The sequence below is a fragment of the Paenibacillus sp. J22FR5 genome (assembly GCF_059691975.1).
On the sequence record NZ_JCAUAN010000008.1, the window covers coordinates 66,671 to 83,646 of the forward strand.

At 42.2% G+C, this 16,976-nt stretch carries 15 protein-coding genes; all 15 read left to right on the forward strand.

Features of this window, described 5'->3' with window-relative positions:
• Positions 1 to 22 precede the first annotated feature (22 nt).
• The gene (locus AC58P7_RS13490) at positions 23 to 1,432 is read left to right on the forward strand and encodes a flagellar assembly protein A (RefSeq protein ID WP_497343549.1); all 1,410 of its coding nucleotides are present in this window, start codon (positions 23 to 25) and stop codon (positions 1,430 to 1,432) included.
• Between the two features lie 19 nt (positions 1,433 to 1,451).
• Positions 1,452 to 1,772, forward strand: a complete 321-nt coding sequence (locus AC58P7_RS13495) for a hypothetical protein (RefSeq protein WP_497343551.1) — start codon at positions 1,452 to 1,454, stop codon at positions 1,770 to 1,772.
• A gap of 31 nt (positions 1,773 to 1,803) precedes the next feature.
• The gene (locus AC58P7_RS13500) at positions 1,804 to 2,382 is read left to right on the forward strand and encodes a hypothetical protein (protein ID WP_497343553.1); all 579 of its coding nucleotides are present in this window, start codon (positions 1,804 to 1,806) and stop codon (positions 2,380 to 2,382) included.
• The gene (locus AC58P7_RS13505) at positions 2,375 to 2,890 is read left to right on the forward strand and encodes a hypothetical protein (protein ID WP_497343555.1); all 516 of its coding nucleotides are present in this window, start codon (positions 2,375 to 2,377) and stop codon (positions 2,888 to 2,890) included. Before AC58P7_RS13500 ends, AC58P7_RS13505 begins: the two co-directional genes overlap by 8 nt.
• A 248-nt stretch (positions 2,891 to 3,138) precedes the next feature.
• A complete protein-coding gene (gene rpsB, locus AC58P7_RS13510; RefSeq protein WP_056625008.1) occupies positions 3,139 to 3,837 on the forward strand; it encodes a 30S ribosomal protein S2 in 699 nt (232 codons plus the stop codon).
• 119 nt (positions 3,838 to 3,956) lie between these two features.
• Positions 3,957 to 4,607, forward strand: coding sequence for a translation elongation factor Ts (tsf, locus tag AC58P7_RS13515; protein WP_477502185.1), 651 nt, complete (start codon positions 3,957 to 3,959; stop codon positions 4,605 to 4,607).
• 90 nt (positions 4,608 to 4,697) lie between these two features.
• Positions 4,698 to 5,423 (forward strand): UMP kinase, encoded by a 726-nt coding sequence (pyrH, locus tag AC58P7_RS13520; RefSeq protein WP_065853842.1) that lies wholly within the window; start codon positions 4,698 to 4,700, stop codon positions 5,421 to 5,423.
• 3 nt (positions 5,424 to 5,426) lie between these two features.
• On the forward strand, positions 5,427 to 5,981 hold the full coding sequence (frr, locus tag AC58P7_RS13525) for a ribosome recycling factor (protein WP_056625017.1): 555 nt from the start codon (positions 5,427 to 5,429) through the stop codon (positions 5,979 to 5,981).
• A 68-nt stretch (positions 5,982 to 6,049) separates the two neighbouring features.
• Positions 6,050 to 6,823, forward strand: coding sequence for an undecaprenyl pyrophosphate synthase (gene uppS, locus AC58P7_RS13530; protein WP_497343557.1), 774 nt, complete (start codon positions 6,050 to 6,052; stop codon positions 6,821 to 6,823).
• Positions 6,824 to 6,879: 56 nt separating this feature from the next.
• Positions 6,880 to 7,674, forward strand: coding sequence for a phosphatidate cytidylyltransferase (locus AC58P7_RS13535; protein ID WP_497343559.1), 795 nt, complete (start codon positions 6,880 to 6,882; stop codon positions 7,672 to 7,674).
• 23 nt (positions 7,675 to 7,697) lie between these two features.
• A complete protein-coding gene (locus tag AC58P7_RS13540; RefSeq protein WP_497343561.1) occupies positions 7,698 to 8,843 on the forward strand; it encodes a 1-deoxy-D-xylulose-5-phosphate reductoisomerase in 1,146 nt (381 codons plus the stop codon).
• A gap of 277 nt (positions 8,844 to 9,120) precedes the next feature.
• A complete protein-coding gene (gene rseP, locus AC58P7_RS13545; RefSeq protein WP_497343563.1) occupies positions 9,121 to 10,380 on the forward strand; it encodes an RIP metalloprotease RseP in 1,260 nt (419 codons plus the stop codon).
• Positions 10,381 to 10,401: 21 nt separating this feature from the next.
• Positions 10,402 to 11,850 (forward strand): proline--tRNA ligase, encoded by a 1,449-nt coding sequence (proS, locus tag AC58P7_RS13550; protein ID WP_497343564.1) that lies wholly within the window; start codon positions 10,402 to 10,404, stop codon positions 11,848 to 11,850.
• 65 nt (positions 11,851 to 11,915) lie between these two features.
• The gene (locus AC58P7_RS13555; protein WP_497343566.1) at positions 11,916 to 16,226 is read left to right on the forward strand and encodes a PolC-type DNA polymerase III; all 4,311 of its coding nucleotides are present in this window, start codon (positions 11,916 to 11,918) and stop codon (positions 16,224 to 16,226) included.
• Between the two features lie 275 nt (positions 16,227 to 16,501).
• The gene (gene rimP / locus AC58P7_RS13560) at positions 16,502 to 16,966 is read left to right on the forward strand and encodes a ribosome maturation factor RimP (protein ID WP_497343568.1); all 465 of its coding nucleotides are present in this window, start codon (positions 16,502 to 16,504) and stop codon (positions 16,964 to 16,966) included.
• The last annotated feature ends 10 nt before the right edge of the window (positions 16,967 to 16,976 follow it).

The window sequence follows — 16,976 nt, forward strand, 5'->3', positions numbered from 1 at the left end:
AGTATGGAAAGGTGGTATGTCCATGAGTGAAAGGAACATGCCTTTGGATTACTACATTACTATTACGGTGTCAGATGACAAATTATCTGCCCATTTACTAATCAGTAATACGGACGATTCGTTTCAAGTGTCAATGGCCCAATTAGCGGACATGGTTCAAAAAAACCGGATTATTCATGGAGTAAATCAAGTTGTGCTTGCAGAAATTGCTGCAAATCCTATTTCTTTTTATCTTAAAAAGACGTTAATTGCATCGGGAACTAAGCCGGTTGAAGGTCAAAACGGGTATATCAAATTATCATTTGACTTTGATGAAAACGAAAAAAAACCTTTAGAGCTGGAAGACGGCCGGGTCAATTATAAAGAAGTCGTTTCACTTCATAACGTTAGAAAAGGGCAATTAATCGGTCAACGCTTCTTAGCAACAGCAGGGACTCCTGGACGTGCCGTTACAGGGGAGACGCTTTTTACAAAAGCGGGAAAAGAAGCCAGATTTAAAATGGGTAAGAATGTGGTAACGGACGCTGAGCAGAATGGGCTATATGCTACAATTGATGGTATGGTTGTTCGCACGGATCGAGATAAAATTAATGTGTTTCCTGTCTACGAAGTGAATGGGAATCTAGATTATAATGTTGGGAATATTGATTTTATTGGTACAGTTGTCATCAGAGGTAATGTTCTTCCTGGATTCAAAATTCGAGCTGCTGGAGACATTCGTGTGACCGGTGGCGTGGAAGCCGCGGAGCTTGAAGCAGAAGGATCCATCGATATAACAGCGGGTATTGTAGGACAAAACAAAGCTTTCATTAAAGCAGGGAAAAATGTGAAAAGCTCATTTATCCAAGATGCAACAATTGAAGCTGCGGGTGATCTTACCGTTTCTCAAAGTATCATGCATTCAACGATTAGAGCAGGTAAAAGTGTGAATTGTGTAGGGGCAAAAGGCCTTATTGTTGGAGGAACCATACAAGCGGGAGAACGTGTTACGGCACGAACGATTGGTAATTCCATGTCAACGGCAACCGTCATTGAGGTTGGGGTATTGCCAGAACTTCGCAATGAAATGATCCACCTGCGTAACCAACTGAAGTCACTGATGGAAAATATGGAAAAATCCGATAAAGCGCTTTCTTTGTTGGATCAACTCGCAGCCGCGGGACAATTAAGCCCTGACAAGTTGGCTATGCGTATTAAACTCAATAATACCAAGAAGCAAACGGTAGATGAGCAAACCGCTATTAAGGAACGTATGTTAGAAATCGAGAAATCTCTTGAAGATTCTGAGAATGCCAAAGTTCAAGTGGTTTCTACCGTTTACGGTGGTACGAAAATTATGATTGGACGGTATACGAAATTCATTAAAGATGCAACGAACCGCATGACATTCCAGTTATGTGATGGCGATATTACAATGAGTGCAAACGTGTAAGTGAAGGAGGGAGTAAACGATGAGTTTTAAATCCATCGATTTACAGTTCGCTGTACACAAGAATGATGAAGCAGGTATTAAACAAAATCAATTGATGCAGAAACCGCGGCAAGATGGAAATATTTTAGAAAATCAAGCTACACAAACAACGGAACGAGATCGACAACGGACTAGCAGACTCGAAGAGAGTGGGCGTTCAGATATCATGGATCGTCGTGAACAGAAGAAGTCGCATATGACCCCAAAAAAGACAAGTGGGCTCGTGGAAAGTGCTTCAACGGAAATTGAACACCAACCTGGCCATCCTTATAAAGGTCATCATATTGACTTATCCCTCTAACTTGTTATAGAAAAAGGTGAACTCCATGGTTATGCAGCCGGTGTTATATGTCATTCTTCTTGGTCTTGTGTTGATTGTGTATGCAAGATTTATACCGAAGGATCAGGCTACGGCATCATCCCCTAAAGCGACAGTTGTGCAGGAAATCGAAGATACGATTGAGCACTTCGCTGCTGAAATGGATGAACAGAATCAAGCGATGCTTGATCTATTTACAAAAACAAAACAAGATTATGAAGTAGAGCTTGCAAAACTGGCAGGCCGTTTGGAAACGTTGGAAAGACAAAAGCACGAATTATCTCAAGAGTTAACTACGCTTCATGTCACGCAACAAATTTCAAGCTCATCAAATGCATCAACAGATGTACCAAATAAGAATATACAAGATGAGGTTCAAACAAACCTTCCTGAAATGATTAAGGTCGCTGAACCAATTATTGTAGAACCCGTTTATGAAGGCTTAAGTATGAAAAGCAGGTACTCAGAGTTATTTTCATTACATGATCAAGGGAAAAGTGTGGAGGCTATTGCCAAAAAGCTTAGTATGAATAAAGGCGAGGTTAGTTTGATCCTTCAGCTTTCGAGACAGGAGGAACGGACACGTGTTTAAAAATAGAGTTCTCGTTTCTGGTATTGGAATAGGTGTCATTGTCGGGGCCATACTCCTTCAAGTGATGCTTGCTCGCCCAAGCGCTCCTAGTCAATCAGGCATATCATTAGAAGAAATGGACCCACAGAAGTTAAAGGAAGAAACCTCCAAATATTATCAAGTCTTTGAAAAGAATGTGAAGTTATACACACAGGCTGAGTTTGATGCTGCACTCCAGAAAAAAGCTAAAGACGAAGCGGACAAGCAAGCAGCCTCCAAACCGCAAGAGCAACCTAAAGCAACACCGTCAGCGGCTTCTTCGAAGATCGTCATTTATGTACAGCCAAACCTTGATGCATCAACAGTTGCTGATTTGCTTTTTCGAGCAGGTGTCATTGCTGATCGGAAAGCATTCGTTACCGAACTTGATAAACAAGGTGGGAATACCAAAATTCAAGTAGGTTATCATGAGTTTGAGGGTGTTACTAATATCCAAACTGTAGTTACAAACCTTATTACAGTTCAATAGAATCGCTTACAAAAGGATCTTCTTGATAAGATCTTTTTTTTATTTATGTTACATAAACTAACCATTTCTTGGACAGAATGACATTCAGGATAAAAGGTTGCATCGGGTTTTCAGTTGTGGTATATTTATTCACGGTGTTAAAAACTCACGCCCGTCAATTTGCATAATGGTGCTTACTTCGGTAGGTTTTATGCAAAGATGCGAGGGGCGGCGGATACCAAATAAACCACTTAGAGGAGGGATTGGGGATGGCAGTTATCTCCATGAAACAGCTTTTAGAAGCTGGCGTACATTTCGGTCACCAAACACGTCGTTGGAACCCGAAAATGGACAAGTACATCTTTACTGAAAGAAATGGTATTTACATTATCGACCTTCAAAAAACGGTTAAAAAAGTTGAGGAAGCTTACAACTTTGTTAAATCCGTATCCGAAGATAATGGAACAATTCTTTTCGTAGGAACGAAGAAACAAGCACAAGATTCCGTTGCTGAAGAAGCAGAACGTTGTGGCATGTATTTCATCAACCAACGTTGGTTGGGTGGTACATTAACTAACTTCCAAACAATTCAAAAACGTATCGATCGCTTGAAAACTCTTGAAAGATGGGAAGAGGATGGCACTTTCGAAGTTCTTCCTAAGAAAGAAGTTATCATTCTTCGCAAAGAGAAAGAGCGTCTTGAGAAATTCCTAGGCGGAATCAAGAACATGAAAGGTCTGCCAAGTGCACTTTTCATTATCGATCCTCGTAAAGAGCGTATTGCTGTAGCAGAAGCTCGTAAATTGGGTATCCCAATCGTTGGTATCGTTGATACAAACTGCGATCCAGACGAAATTGATTACGTGATTCCAGGTAACGATGATGCGATTCGCGCAGTTAAATTGTTAACAGCGAAAATTGCTGATGCAGTTATCGAAGCACACCAAGGCGAGCAAACAACAGCTTAAATTATAGCAATGTGAAAAGGGTGGTTGGAAGGTGTAACAGCCTGTCACCACCCTTTTTTTAAAGAATAAACTGGTGTTACATATAGAAGACAATAACTATTTCACAGGAGGTTTCTTACATGGCAGTTACAGCAGCTCAAGTAAAAGAATTACGTGAAAAAACAGGTGCAGGGATGTTAGATTGCAAGAAAGCACTTGAAGAAGCAAACGGCGATATCACCAAAGCTGGTGAACTTCTTCGTGAGAAAGGTCTTTCTGCAGCAGCTAACAAAGCTGGACGTATTGCTACAGAAGGCGCTGTAGAATCTTACATCCACGCTGGCGGTAAAGTTGGCGTTCTTGTTGAGATCAACTGTGAAACTGACTTCGTTGGTAAAACAGAGCAATTCAGAACGTTCTGCAGAGACATTGCTATGCACATTGCAGCAGCAAACCCATCTTATGTACGTCGTGAAGAAGTACCAACAGAAGCTTTGGAAAAAGAAAAAGAAATTCTTCGTAACCAAGCTTTGAACGAAGGCAAACCAGAGAAAATCATCGATAAAATGGTTGAAGGCCGTATTGGTAAATACTACGAAGAGTTCTGCTTGATGGAGCAACAATTCGTTAAAGATCCAGATAAAACAATCGACCAATTGCTGAATGAGAAAATCGCTGCTATCGGCGAGAACATCTCCATTCGTCGTTTCGTTCGTTTTGGTCTTGGTGAAGGTCTTGAGAAAAAACAAGAAAACTTTGCGGAAGAAGTTATGTCCCAAGTTAAACTATAATAGGCATTTAAAAAAGTTGGAACACTTGGTGTTCCTTCTTTTTTAGCCCTTAAAGAGATTGGTTATGCATGGAAACGGAGGTCATACAAGTTGGGTCAACCATTTTATAAAAGAATAGTGCTTAAATTGAGCGGCGAAGCTTTAGCCGGACAGCAAGGATATGGCATTGATTCAGAAGTGATCACCTCCATTGCTCAACAAGTGAAAGACGTTGTAGAATTAAATGTTGAGGTTGCCATCGTTGTTGGCGGCGGGAATATTTGGCGCGGAATCGCAGGTAGTGAGAAGGGTATGGATCGTGCAACAGCGGATTACATGGGAATGCTGGCGACTGTCATGAATTCACTTGCTTTGCAAGATGCATTGGAAAACATAGAGGTACCTACAAGAGTTCAGTCTTCCATTACCATGCAACAAGTTGCTGAACCATACATACGTAGGAGAGCTATGCGCCATCTTGAAAAGGGTAGAGTTGTTATTTTCGCCGCGGGTACGGGTAACCCTTACTTCTCGACGGATACGACGGCTGCCTTAAGAGCTGCTGAAATTGAAGCTGAAGTTATTCTTATGGCCAAAAATAAAGTGGATGGCGTCTACTCGGCTGACCCATTCAAAGATCCAACAGCGAAGAAATTCGAAACGTTAACCTATATGGAAGTAATAAGCAACAATCTTGGTGTCATGGACTCCACTGCATCTTCCCTTTGTATGGATAACAACATTCCGTTGGTTGTGTTTAACATCACGGAAAAAGGGAACATCAAACGAGTGGTCCTTGGCGAGAAAATTGGGACTACAGTTAAAGGGAGTGTATAAACCATGCCGCAATCAGTGAAAAAGAACGCAGAAGATCGGATGGACAAGGCAATTGGAGCGTTAAGAAGAGATTTGACTTCCCTTCGTGCGGGACGTGCTACACCATCTCTGTTAGATCGCATTCAAGTGGAATACTACGGGGCTATGACGCCAGTCAATCAGCTTGCTAACTTAACTACACCAGATTCACGTACTTTGCTTATTCAACCATGGGATAAAAGCTCAATGTCTTCGATTGAGAAGGCGATTATGAAGTCTGACCTAGGTTTAACACCATCGAATGACGGGATCGTTATTCGTATTGTTATCCCTGCATTAACAGAAGAGCGTCGTAGCGACTTGGTGAAAATGACGAAGAAGTTTGGCGAAGAAGCCAAAATTGCAATTCGTAATATTCGTCGTGATGCGAATGATGAAATTAAGAAGCTTGAGAAAGCAGGTATTTCTGAAGATGAATCCCGTAAGCACCAAGAGGATATTCAGAAATTCACTGATAAATTCGTAGCTGAAGTTGAGAAAGTTTTAGCTGCTAAAGAAAAAGAAATCATGGAAGTATAAGATAGATATGCCCCCGGGTATTCATTCGCTGGGGGTTTTTCATCTTTCCCTAGTTGGGAGGAACAACTGTGCTCAAGCTATTTAAGATGTGGTTAAACAAGAAGAGTAAGCCTGTGACTGGGGCAACCCCTGAGATAGAGCTGGACAAAGTCCCGGCGCATGTTGCGATTATTATGGATGGAAATGGTCGATGGGCCAAACAAAGAGGTCTGCCGCGAGTAGCAGGACATCATTCAGGCATGAAGAATGTGAAGAAGATTACAATGGCAGCCAACGAGATTGGTGTCAAAGTTCTGACGATGTATGCATTCTCGACGGAAAATTGGAAACGACCGAAAGATGAAGTTGAATTTCTTATGAAGCTTCCACAGGAGTTTTTTCCTTTGGAAATTGAAGAGTTAATTCAGAACAATGTACGTATCCGGATGACCGGTTGGAAAGAGGGATTGCCTGACTATACGCTGAAAGCGATAGAAGGAGCTATCGAACGGACGAAGGATAACACAGGACTTATTCTGAATTTTGCTTTAAATTATGGCGGACGTAAAGAAATCATTGCAGGAGTGCAAGATATGATGCAGGATCTGCAGAACGGAAACTTGAAGCCGGATGAATTAGACGAAGCACTCTTTTCTTCCTACATGTTAACGTCAGACTTGCCAGACCCAGATTTGTTAATTCGAACAAGTGGGGAATTACGATTGAGTAATTTTTTACTATGGCAATTAGCTTATTCGGAATTGTGGTTCACAGAAGCCTATTGGCCAGAATTCACAGAGGACTTATTTATGCAAGCCATTGCTGAGTATCAACGCCGCGGGAGAAGATTCGGTGGTATTTAATACCTGACTGTAAATGGATGGCTAGAGTAAACGTTGTTCATCTAGGGGGATTTAACTTGAAACAAAGGATCATAACCGGCGTAATTGCCGGTCTCGCATTTATTACACTATTAGTGCTTGGCGATCTGTGGTATGCAGGGCTGATTGTACTCGTTTCTATAATTGGGTATCGCGAGTATTTACAAATGAATGGTTACATGCCATATAAACGAACAGCTGCTGTAGGCTTAATAGCACTATTATGTTTGACAATCCCTTGGGGGTTGTTACATATTACTTTTCCAATCTCGTTTACTGCCGTTATTTGGCTTGTCATGTTTCTCTTGCTCTTTATAACGGTAGCTTCAAAAAATAAAATTACGATCGATCAGGTTTCCGTTATTATGCTAGGTGTTGTTTATATTGGGCTTGGCTTTAATTATATGATTGAAGCTCGCTTAGCGGATAATGGATTATTTTGGACGATCATGGTGTTTATATGTATTTGGGCATCAGATGCCGGTGCATATTTTGTAGGATCAAAGCTAGGTAAGCATCCGTTATGGCCTCAAATTAGCCCGAATAAGTCTATTGAAGGCGCGCTAGGCGGTGTCGTCATTGCGATGATCTTTGCTGTTGGGTTTGCTTGGTACGCACCAGATCTCTTAAGTATAGGACGAGCACTTCTACTAGGACTCGTCATAGCTGTAGTTGGACAAGTTGGTGATTTAATTCAATCTGCCTATAAGCGCGTAAAAGGAATTAAAGACACAGGAACTCTGTTACCAGGACATGGCGGTGTGCTCGACCGGATGGATAGTTGGCTTATCGTTTTTCCTTTTATTTATCTGCTCGACTTAATTCCTAACTAATTCTCATCAACGGGGTGGAAAGCATGAAGAAAATTGCCATCTTGGGATCGACAGGATCCATTGGAACTCAAACGTTGGATATTGTACAACACTCACCTGAAAAGTTTCGAGTCGAAGCGATTTCAGCTGGATATAATCGTGATCTAGTTATTGAACAAGCTATTCAATTTCAACCCAAGTTTGTATCGGTGGCCACGAAGGAATTAGCGGACGAGGTTGCAAGTCAACTTCCTTCTCATATCAAAGTCCTTTATGGCGATGAGGGACTATTGGAAGTTGCTGCTTCAACGGATGCAGATTTGTTAGTAAGTGCACTTGTAGGGAGTCAAGGGTTAAGACCTACTTTGGCAGCGATTGAAGCTGGCAAGGATATTGGTCTAGCGAACAAAGAAACGCTTGTAAGTGCAGGTCATATCGTGACGGAAGCAGTCACCCGTAAAGGTGTTGGATTACTTCCTATCGATAGTGAGCATTCGGCTATTTTTCAGTGTTTAAATGGGGAAAAGCGTTCCCAAATCGCACAAATTACCTTAACGGCTTCTGGTGGTTCATTCCGCGATCGCACGCGGGAAGAGCTTGAGGGAGTTACGGTAGAGGATGCGCTTAAGCATCCGAATTGGTCCATGGGGGCTAAAATTACGATAGACTCCGCCACGATGGTAAACAAAGGTCTTGAAGTAATCGAAGCACATTGGCTTTTCGGATTGTCATATGATCATATCAAAGTATTATTACACCCAGAAAGTGTCATTCATTCCTATGTCGAATTTGTTGATCATAGTGTCATTGCACAATTAGGGAATCCGGATATGCGAGTTCCGATTCAGTATGCCTTAACATACCCAGAGCGATATCCAACGCCAACTACACGACTTGATCTTGCTGCGATCGGTAAGCTTCATTTCCGAGAGATGGATTACGTACGTTTCCCGTGCTTACGTATGGCGTTTGAAAGTGGTAAACAAGGTGGAACTACGCCGACAGTTTATAATGCAGCAAATGAGATTGCAGTTGCTCGGTTTCTTAAAGGGGAAATTTCGTTTTTACAAATTGAGGATATTATTAGTACTGTGCTGCAGAAGCATGAATCATTTTCAAATCCTCCAATTGAGCAGATTCACGAACAAGATCAGTGGGCAAGAGCTTTCGCAGCATCAATTCGTTTCTAAGATTATCAAGAGCAAAGGTCAGCTTGCATGGCTCAGCTCTTTTTTTCAATTTCCAACAGCTAGGCTAGGAGTTAAAGTCTATTTATTTCTCTGAGTTCGTATACTGTCCTGAGCGGGCATAGCTTGTATTCAGCAGTTCAATAGTGGTAATCTAAGAACTAGAACAGCTGGTCTTAAGTGGATGCTTAGAAGGTAGGTTTTTAACTGAAAGCGTCTTATCTTATCATTGCTACATTAAGATAGTTTTCTGAAGAAAACCCGAAGGAGGAAATACGACTTGTCGGCCATTGAAGTTGGATTAAAGGTTATTTTGTTGTTTTTCGTTCTTGTTACGATTCATGAATGGGGTCATTTTTACTTTGCAAAACGAGCTGGTATTTTAGTCCGTGAATTTGCAATTGGCTTCGGTCCCAAAATTTTCTCATATAAAAAAGGGGAGACTCGGTACACGTTACGGATTTTACCGATTGGTGGATTTGTTCGTATGGCGGGAGAAGACCCCGAAATTGTCCAAGTAAATCCTGGACAGACGGTTGCTGTTAAATTAAACAAACAAAATCAAGTTACTTTCTTATATCTGGATCAGTTAGATCGTCGTTCGAATGTGATCATTGGCGTCGTGGAACAAATTGATTTAGAAAGAACGCTACGCATTTCACTGGACGTAGACGGTGAGAAAGTTACATACCCGGTTGACCCGCAAGCAATGATGGTAACCAAAGGAACGGAAACACAAATCGCGCCGTACGATCGTCAATTTGGTTCAAAAACAGTAGGGAAACGTGCTATTGCCATCGTCATGGGCCCGGTGATGAATTTTATTTTAGCTATTGTTCTGTTTTTCATTGTTGTGATCATGTCGGGTGTATTCACGAACGTGAAGCTGGATTCAGTACTTGCTGGAAAAGCGGGTGAGAAAGCTGGATTGCAGAAGGGCGACATCATCATGTCCATTGATAAGCAACCCATTGGTGATGATCGTGATAAAATGGTTTCAGCGATTCAGTCATCAGCGGGGAAAACTATGACATGGGTCATCGATCGTGCTGGAAATCCGCTTACACTTCAAGTTACACCTGAAATGGAAGATGGTGCAGGCAAGCTTGGTGTTGTGATTAGCGGTGATCGTAGAAGCGCAACCCTTGGTGAAGTATTCACAGGGACCTATGATTCAGTAGTTGGAACGACAATTGGTATTGTTACAGGTTTGCAAAAGCTTGTTATGCTACAGTTTAAACTTGATGATCTGGGCGGTCCGGTTCGAACTGCACAGGTGTCTGCTCAATTTGCCAAAATGGGACTTAGCTCCTTGATCGCATGGGCAGCCACATTAAGTCTGTATCTCGGGATTTTCAATTTGCTGCCAATCCCCGCTTTAGACGGAAGCCGTCTTCTATTTATGGGATTAGAAGCACTGCGAGGTAAACCGATAGATCCGAACCGAGAAAGTATGGTTCACTTTGTTGGCTTTGCCCTGCTCATGCTGCTTATGGTAGCTGTTACGTACAATGATATTTTACGATTGATTAAGGGGTAGTCCTAAATTGTGGGAGGGTTTATGTCAAACGATAAGCAATTTGTAAAAGAAATTACACCACAAGGAGAAGATTTCTCCCGATGGTACATAGATGTCATCAAGAAGGCAGATTTGATGAGTTATTCACCAGTACGCGGATGTATCGTATTTAAACCAGATGGTTACGAAATCTGGGAAAATATTCAGCGTGAACTGGATAGCAAATTTAAAGAAACGGGACATCGAAACGCATATTTCCCTTTGTTTATCCCAGAAAGCTTTTTCCAAAAGGAAAAAGAGCACGTGGAAGGCTTTAATCCAGAGCTGCCTTGGGTAACTGAAGCTGGTGGAGAGAAGTTAGAAGAGCGTTTGGCTATTCGTCCAACTTCCGAAACGATGATTGGTCATATGTACGCGGAATGGATTAACTCCTATCGCGATCTTCCGCTGCTCATCAATCAATGGGCGAACGTGGTTCGTTGGGAGAAACGGACATTGCCGTTCCTTCGTACGACGGAGTTCCTGTGGCAGGAAGGGCATACTGCGCATGAAGATGAGCAGGATGCCCGCCGGGAAACGATGCAAATGCTCGATGTTTATCGTCAATTTGCTGAAGATTTTCTTGCCATCCCAGTTATCGTTGGTCAAAAGACACCATCTGAGAAATTTGCGGGTGCCATCGATACGTTCTCTATTGAAGCCATGATGAAAGATGGTAAAGCGGTTCAAGCAGGCACATCTCATTACCTTGGCACCAATTTCGCAGTTGCTTTCGATATCAAATTCTTAGACCGTGAGAATCAACACCAATTTGCGCACACGACATCATGGGGAGTCAGTACACGTTTAATCGGCGCTCTCATTATGGTTCACGGGGATGATCGCGGTTTAGTTCTACCACCGAAGGTTGCACCTACACAGGTCATCATGATTCCAATCGGACCTCCGAAAACACGCGAACAAGTGATTGGACGCGTAGACGAATTGTATGCCGAGCTGAAGAAAGCAGGCGTACGTGTTAAAGTGGATGATCGTGCTGATCAAAGTCCTGGTTGGAAATTCAATGAGTATGAGATGCGCGGCGTTCCGATTCGTGTAGAACTTGGACCTCGTGACATGGAAAATGGACAAGTTGTTCTTGTTTCACGCGTAAGCGGAGAGAAGAAAACCGTTCAACAAGCTGATTTTGTGCAAGAGGTTCAAAATTTACTTGCTGAGATTCATCAGCAGATGTATGATAAAGCGAAGCAATTCCGTGACGATCATTACATTGCGGTAGATACGATCGATGAATTTAAGACGTTTTTGGAAACGAAACGCGGATTTGCCTTGGCTGGCTGGTGCGGATCTAATGCTTGCGAATCGCAAGTGAAAGAAGAAACAGGAGCAACAAGTCGTAATATCCCGTTCACACCATCCGAAACCAAATCGACATGTCTTGTTTGCGGCGATGCTGCTAAGCATACGGTTGTCTTTGGTCGAAGCTATTAATTACAATCAAGGGCATATGGAGGTCTATCTCCATTGCCCTTGGTATGTTTATGGGGAGGCTGTTCATGAGTAATTTGGCTGATAAACGGAATCGCTTTGAGCTTTTGATGCAGCAAGCCGAGATTCCAGCCGATGTTGTACGGTCATATTTTGCAGATGGTTACATTGATCAAGTAGAAATTAGTCGAAAAAACCGCGACTGGACCTTCTATTTGGTGAAAAATGACCTTGTACCTCTAAACATTTACCGTTCATTTTGTAAAATGATTCAAGAGAAATTTGCACAAATCGCGAAAATTCGCTTTGTTTGGAAGTATGAACAGGCAGAGCCAGCCGCTCTAGTTGAGGAGTACTGGGGTTTATTTATGGAATGGTTGCAGCGGGAAGTCCCCTCAGTCAATGGCTGGATGTCGAAAGCTAAGTTTGAAATACAAGGGCATGCACTTTCGTTGATCATGTTGGATGCCATTGGTCTTGAGTTAGCGAAGAAAAAAAATATTGATATGTTTATTCGGAACTTTTTTCATAATTTTTTTCAAACGGAATTATCCATCAAGTATGCTATGAGTGATTCGACCGAAATCGTAGCGGAGTATGAGAAATTTGCGAAGCAGCGAGAGCAAGGCGAGAAAACATACACCCAAGAAATCTTGATGTCCATCGACATGGAGGAAGAAGAGTCCTCATTACCAGAGGGTGATCTGAAGCTTGTCATGGGTATTGATATAAAGGAAGTTCCAACTCCACTGAAGGATATCCAAGAAGAAGAGAAGAAAATTGCAGTTCAAGGAACTGTTTTTGGGCTGGATGTCAAAGAGCTTAGAAATGGTAACACTTTATTTACATTCAACATTACAGATTTCAGTGATTCATTAGCTATGAAAGTTTTTGCCAAAACGAAAGATGATGTAAAGATCATGAGTCTTCTTGCCAATGGGACTTGGATTCGAGCGAGAGGGAAAGTAGAGTATGACCGTTTCATGCAAATCCCCGAGCTTGTGATGATTCCGAATGACTTGTACGAAGTCATGGCGCCAAGGGATCGCATGGATGACGCAGCGGAGAAGCGTGTTGAGTTTCATTTGCACACCACGATGAGCACGATGGATGCACTGACCCCAATTGACCAATATGTGAAGATGGCGGCCAAATGGGGACATAAAGCGATCGCTGTTACGGATCATAGCAATATTCAATGTTTTCCTGACGCTGGTAAAGCGGCCAAAAAGCATGGGATTAAAGTGATCTATGGCGTTGAAGCAAACGTCGTCAATGATTCTGTACCTATTGTTATGAATGGGCGAGATCTGGATTTGAAACAAGCGACCTATGTCATTTTCGACGTGGAGACGACAGGGCTTTCTGTAACCAACAATCGTATTATCGAGCTAGCTGGTGTGAAAATGCAGGATGGCAAAGAAATTGATCGGTTCGCTACTTTCATTAATCCGCACGAGAAGATTCCTTATAACATTCAACAGTTAACGAATATCAATGATGATATGGTGAAAGATGCTCCAGATATCGAGGACGAGCTTCCTAAGTTTGTTGAATTTATTGGGGATAGTGTACTTGTTGCGCATAATGCGCGATTCGATATGGGTTTTCTTCAAACGAATTTAAAGCGAATGAACCTTCCAGAAGTGACCAATGCAGTGCTTGATACGCTGGAGCTTGCAAGATTTCTTTTCCCATCCATGAAAAATCATCGATTAAATACGTTGTCTGATAAATTTAAAGTAGGTCTCGATAATCATCACCGAGCGATTGATGACTCGATTGCGCTGGGGTATGTCCTTTATCATTTAATTAATGAGGCTAATGATCGTCAGATTACGAGCCTAGCGAAATTGAATGACTACGTCGGTAAAGATTTATCTAATCAACGTCCATTTCATTGCTGTATTTATGCGTTAAACCCTGTAGGAAAGAAAAATCTATTTAAGCTGATCTCGATGTCTCATACAACTTACCTGCAGCGAGCTGCGACGATTCCCAAAAGTGTGTTAGTTGAGCACAGAGAGGGACTTCTTATCACCTCTGGTTGTGAAAAAGGGGAGTTCTTCGAAGCCGTTCTTAACAAATCAATCGAAGAGGCTGAACAGGTTTCGGAGTTTTATGATATTCTCGAAATTCAACCCGTTAGCTATAACATGCATCTTGTTGAAAAAGGGCTTGTTGGCTCTGTTGAAGATCTCGAGAATGCCGTTCGTCGGATATGTGAAATCGGTTATAAAACGGGTAAACCAGTCATTGCCACGGGCAACGTACATTACCTCAATCCACGGGAAAAAGTATGTCGTGACATTACAATCAATGGGATTACTGGTTTTAGTCCGCTGAAAGCGATGAAGAAGCCGGATGCGCATTTCCGCACAACGAAAGAGATGCTTGAAGAGTTTAAGTTTTTGGGTGAAGAGAAGGCAATTGAGGTGGTAATTCGTAGTACGAATGATCTTGCAGATCGTTTTGAATCCATCGAACTCTTCCCAGACAAGCTATTCACGCCTATTATCGAGGGTGCTGACGAAGAAATCCGCTCGACTTGCTATAATACTGCGAAAAGTATGTATGGCGAAGAGCTCCCAGAAGTCATTATTGCTCGATTGGAGAAAGAGCTTGTTCCTATCATTAAATTCGGATTCTCTGCCAACTATTTGATTTCAGAACGTCTCGTGAAAAAATCGAATGCAGACGGCTATCTCGTAGGTTCTCGGGGATCTGTTGGTTCTTCTGTTGTTGCGATGATGTTGGGTATATCAGAAGTTAATCCATTGCCTCCGCATTATTTATGTCTCTCCTGCAGGCACAGCGAGTGGTTCCTAGACGGAAGCGTACCGAGTGGTTTCGATCTACCCAATAAAGTGTGCCCATCCTGCGGCGGGAATTTAAAAGGTGACGGCCATGACATTCCGTTCGAAACGTTCCTTGGCTTTAAAGGGGACAAGGTTCCCGATATCGATTTGAACTTCTCCGGTGTTTATCAGCCGATTGCTCATAATTTCACAAAGGAGATCTTTGGACCGAAGAATGTATTTCGTGCAGGGACCATCGGTACTGTCGCTGAGAAAACCGCTTTCGGATTCGTCAAGAAGTACGAAGAAGAGCAAGGCCAGAAATGGCGCGGTGCAGAAATTGCTCGGTTGGCGTCAGGCTGTACAGGGGTTAAAAGAAGTACGGGGCAGCATCCAGGCGGTATTGTCGTTGTTCCGGATTACATTGAGGTCGATGATATCACGCCGGTTCAATTTCCAGCCGATGATAAAAATTCGGAATGGATGACAACCCATTTTGACTATCATGCCTTCGATGCGAACTTGCTTAAACTAGATATTCTAGGTCACGACGATCCGACAATGATGAGAATGCTTCAAGATTTGACTGGCATTGATCCAACGACCATTCCAATGAATGATGCGAAAGCCATGAGTATTTTCAATTCGACCGACGCATTAGGGGTAAGACCTGATCAAATTCGTTCCCCGGTTGCAACGTATGGCGTACCCGAGATGGGTACCAAATTCGTTCGTCAAATGCTTCAAGAAACGCAGCCTTCCTCTTTCGCCGATTTATTACAAATTTCAGGCTTGTCCCATGGAACAGGCGTTTGGTTGGGGAATGCACAGGAACTCATCAAAAAAGGAATTTGTAACATTAAGACCGTTATTGGTTGTCGCGATGATATCATGCTCTATTTGATCTACAAAGCGGGTATGGATGCAGGTCTTGCTTTTAAAATTACGGAGAGCGTTCGTAAAGGTAAGGGTCTAACCGACGAATGGAAAGATGAGATGAAACGCTGTAATGTACCTGCTTGGTATATTGAATCCTGCGAACGGATTGAGTATATGTTTCCAAAAGCGCATGCTGCAGCTTACGTTATCTCCGCTGTTCGTACTGCTTACTTCAAGGTGTATCATCCGATTGCTTACTATGCTACTTACTTTAGTGTTCGAGCGGCAGACTTTGATCTTGAACTGTTATGTCAGGGATATGATGCAATTCTTAGACAATTAGTCGAGATTGAAGCGAAAGGGTTCCAGGCGCTGCCTAAAGAGAAAGCGATGGTTTCCATTCTTGAAATGTCATTGGAAATGACGTCTCGCGGTTTTAGTTTCAAGCCAATTGATATTTATCGTTCGGATGCGACGAAGTTTATCATCGATGGCACTTCCTTAATTCCACCTTTTGCTGCTATGTCGGGGATTGGTGAAAGTGCTGCTAAAAATATTGCGGCCGCTAAGGATGAAGGAGATTTCTTATCCATTGAGGATTTCCAGAATCGTTCCAAAGCCTCCAAAACAGTGATCGAATTGTTGAGCAATATGGGGTGCTTCCGAGGATTACCTGAATCCAATCAGCTTTCCTTGTTCTAATGAAAAGTATGGTTCCATAGCAAGTTTTCTAAAGAATACTTTTAAGTAGATGCTTACGAAGCCAGTTTTTCTTCGAAAAAACTTTTAGCTGTCAAGTGAAAATGATTAACAAGTTTACTATTGTAATGCAAAGAATGGTTATGGTATAATTTTTATTGGCAATAATGAGGATATCATCTTGTGATTAAAGAGTGGGGAAACCCACTCTTTACATTTTGATATAGGACTTTTCCAGTTACGACAAGGAAAAGTCAATTTAGGAGGTACACATATCTGTGGCTACACAAGAACAAATCAAATCCATCATTGAGGACATGCTGAAGGATTTTGTTGAACAAAATGGGTTTGAAATCGTTGATATTGAATATGTCAAAGAAGGCAGCAATTGGTTCCTTCGTGTCTATGCTGACAAAGAAGGCGGAATTGATATAGATGATTGCGGCCGCATCAGTGAATACTTAAGTGTTCAATTGGATGAGAAAGATCCGATTTCTGATGCTTATTTCTTGGAAGTTTCTTCACCTGGGGCAGAACGTCCGCTTAAGAAGACACAAGATTTTTATAAAGCCGTGAACAGTCACGTATTTGTTACCACGTATGAACCGATCGACGGTTCTAAGGAATTTGAAGGATTGTTGCAGTCTTATGACGAGGAAGTACTCGTTATTGAGATTGGTAAGAAGAAAATTAGCATACCGGTTGCTAAAGTAGCTAGCGCACGTCTTGCTATCGTATTTTAGTGATTGTTAC

Bases quoted from the DNA above. Each gene is read 5' to 3' on its own strand.
- AC58P7_RS13490 (WP_497343549.1), top strand. From the start codon at position 23: ATGAGTGAAAGGAACATGCCTTTGGATTACTACATTACTATTACGGTG.
- AC58P7_RS13495 (WP_497343551.1), top strand. From the start codon at position 1,452: ATGAGTTTTAAATCCATCGATTTACAGTTCGCTGTACACAAGAATGAT.
- AC58P7_RS13500 (WP_497343553.1), top strand. From the start codon at position 1,804: ATGCAGCCGGTGTTATATGTCATTCTTCTTGGTCTTGTGTTGATTGTG.
- rpsB (WP_056625008.1), top strand. From the start codon at position 3,139: ATGGCAGTTATCTCCATGAAACAGCTTTTAGAAGCTGGCGTACATTTC.
- tsf (WP_477502185.1), top strand. From the start codon at position 3,957: ATGGCAGTTACAGCAGCTCAAGTAAAAGAATTACGTGAAAAAACAGGT.
- frr (WP_056625017.1), top strand. From the start codon at position 5,427: ATGCCGCAATCAGTGAAAAAGAACGCAGAAGATCGGATGGACAAGGCA.
- AC58P7_RS13540 (WP_497343561.1), top strand. From the start codon at position 7,698: ATGAAGAAAATTGCCATCTTGGGATCGACAGGATCCATTGGAACTCAA.
- proS (WP_497343564.1), top strand. From the start codon at position 10,402: ATGTCAAACGATAAGCAATTTGTAAAAGAAATTACACCACAAGGAGAA.
- AC58P7_RS13555 (WP_497343566.1), top strand. From the start codon at position 11,916: ATGAGTAATTTGGCTGATAAACGGAATCGCTTTGAGCTTTTGATGCAG.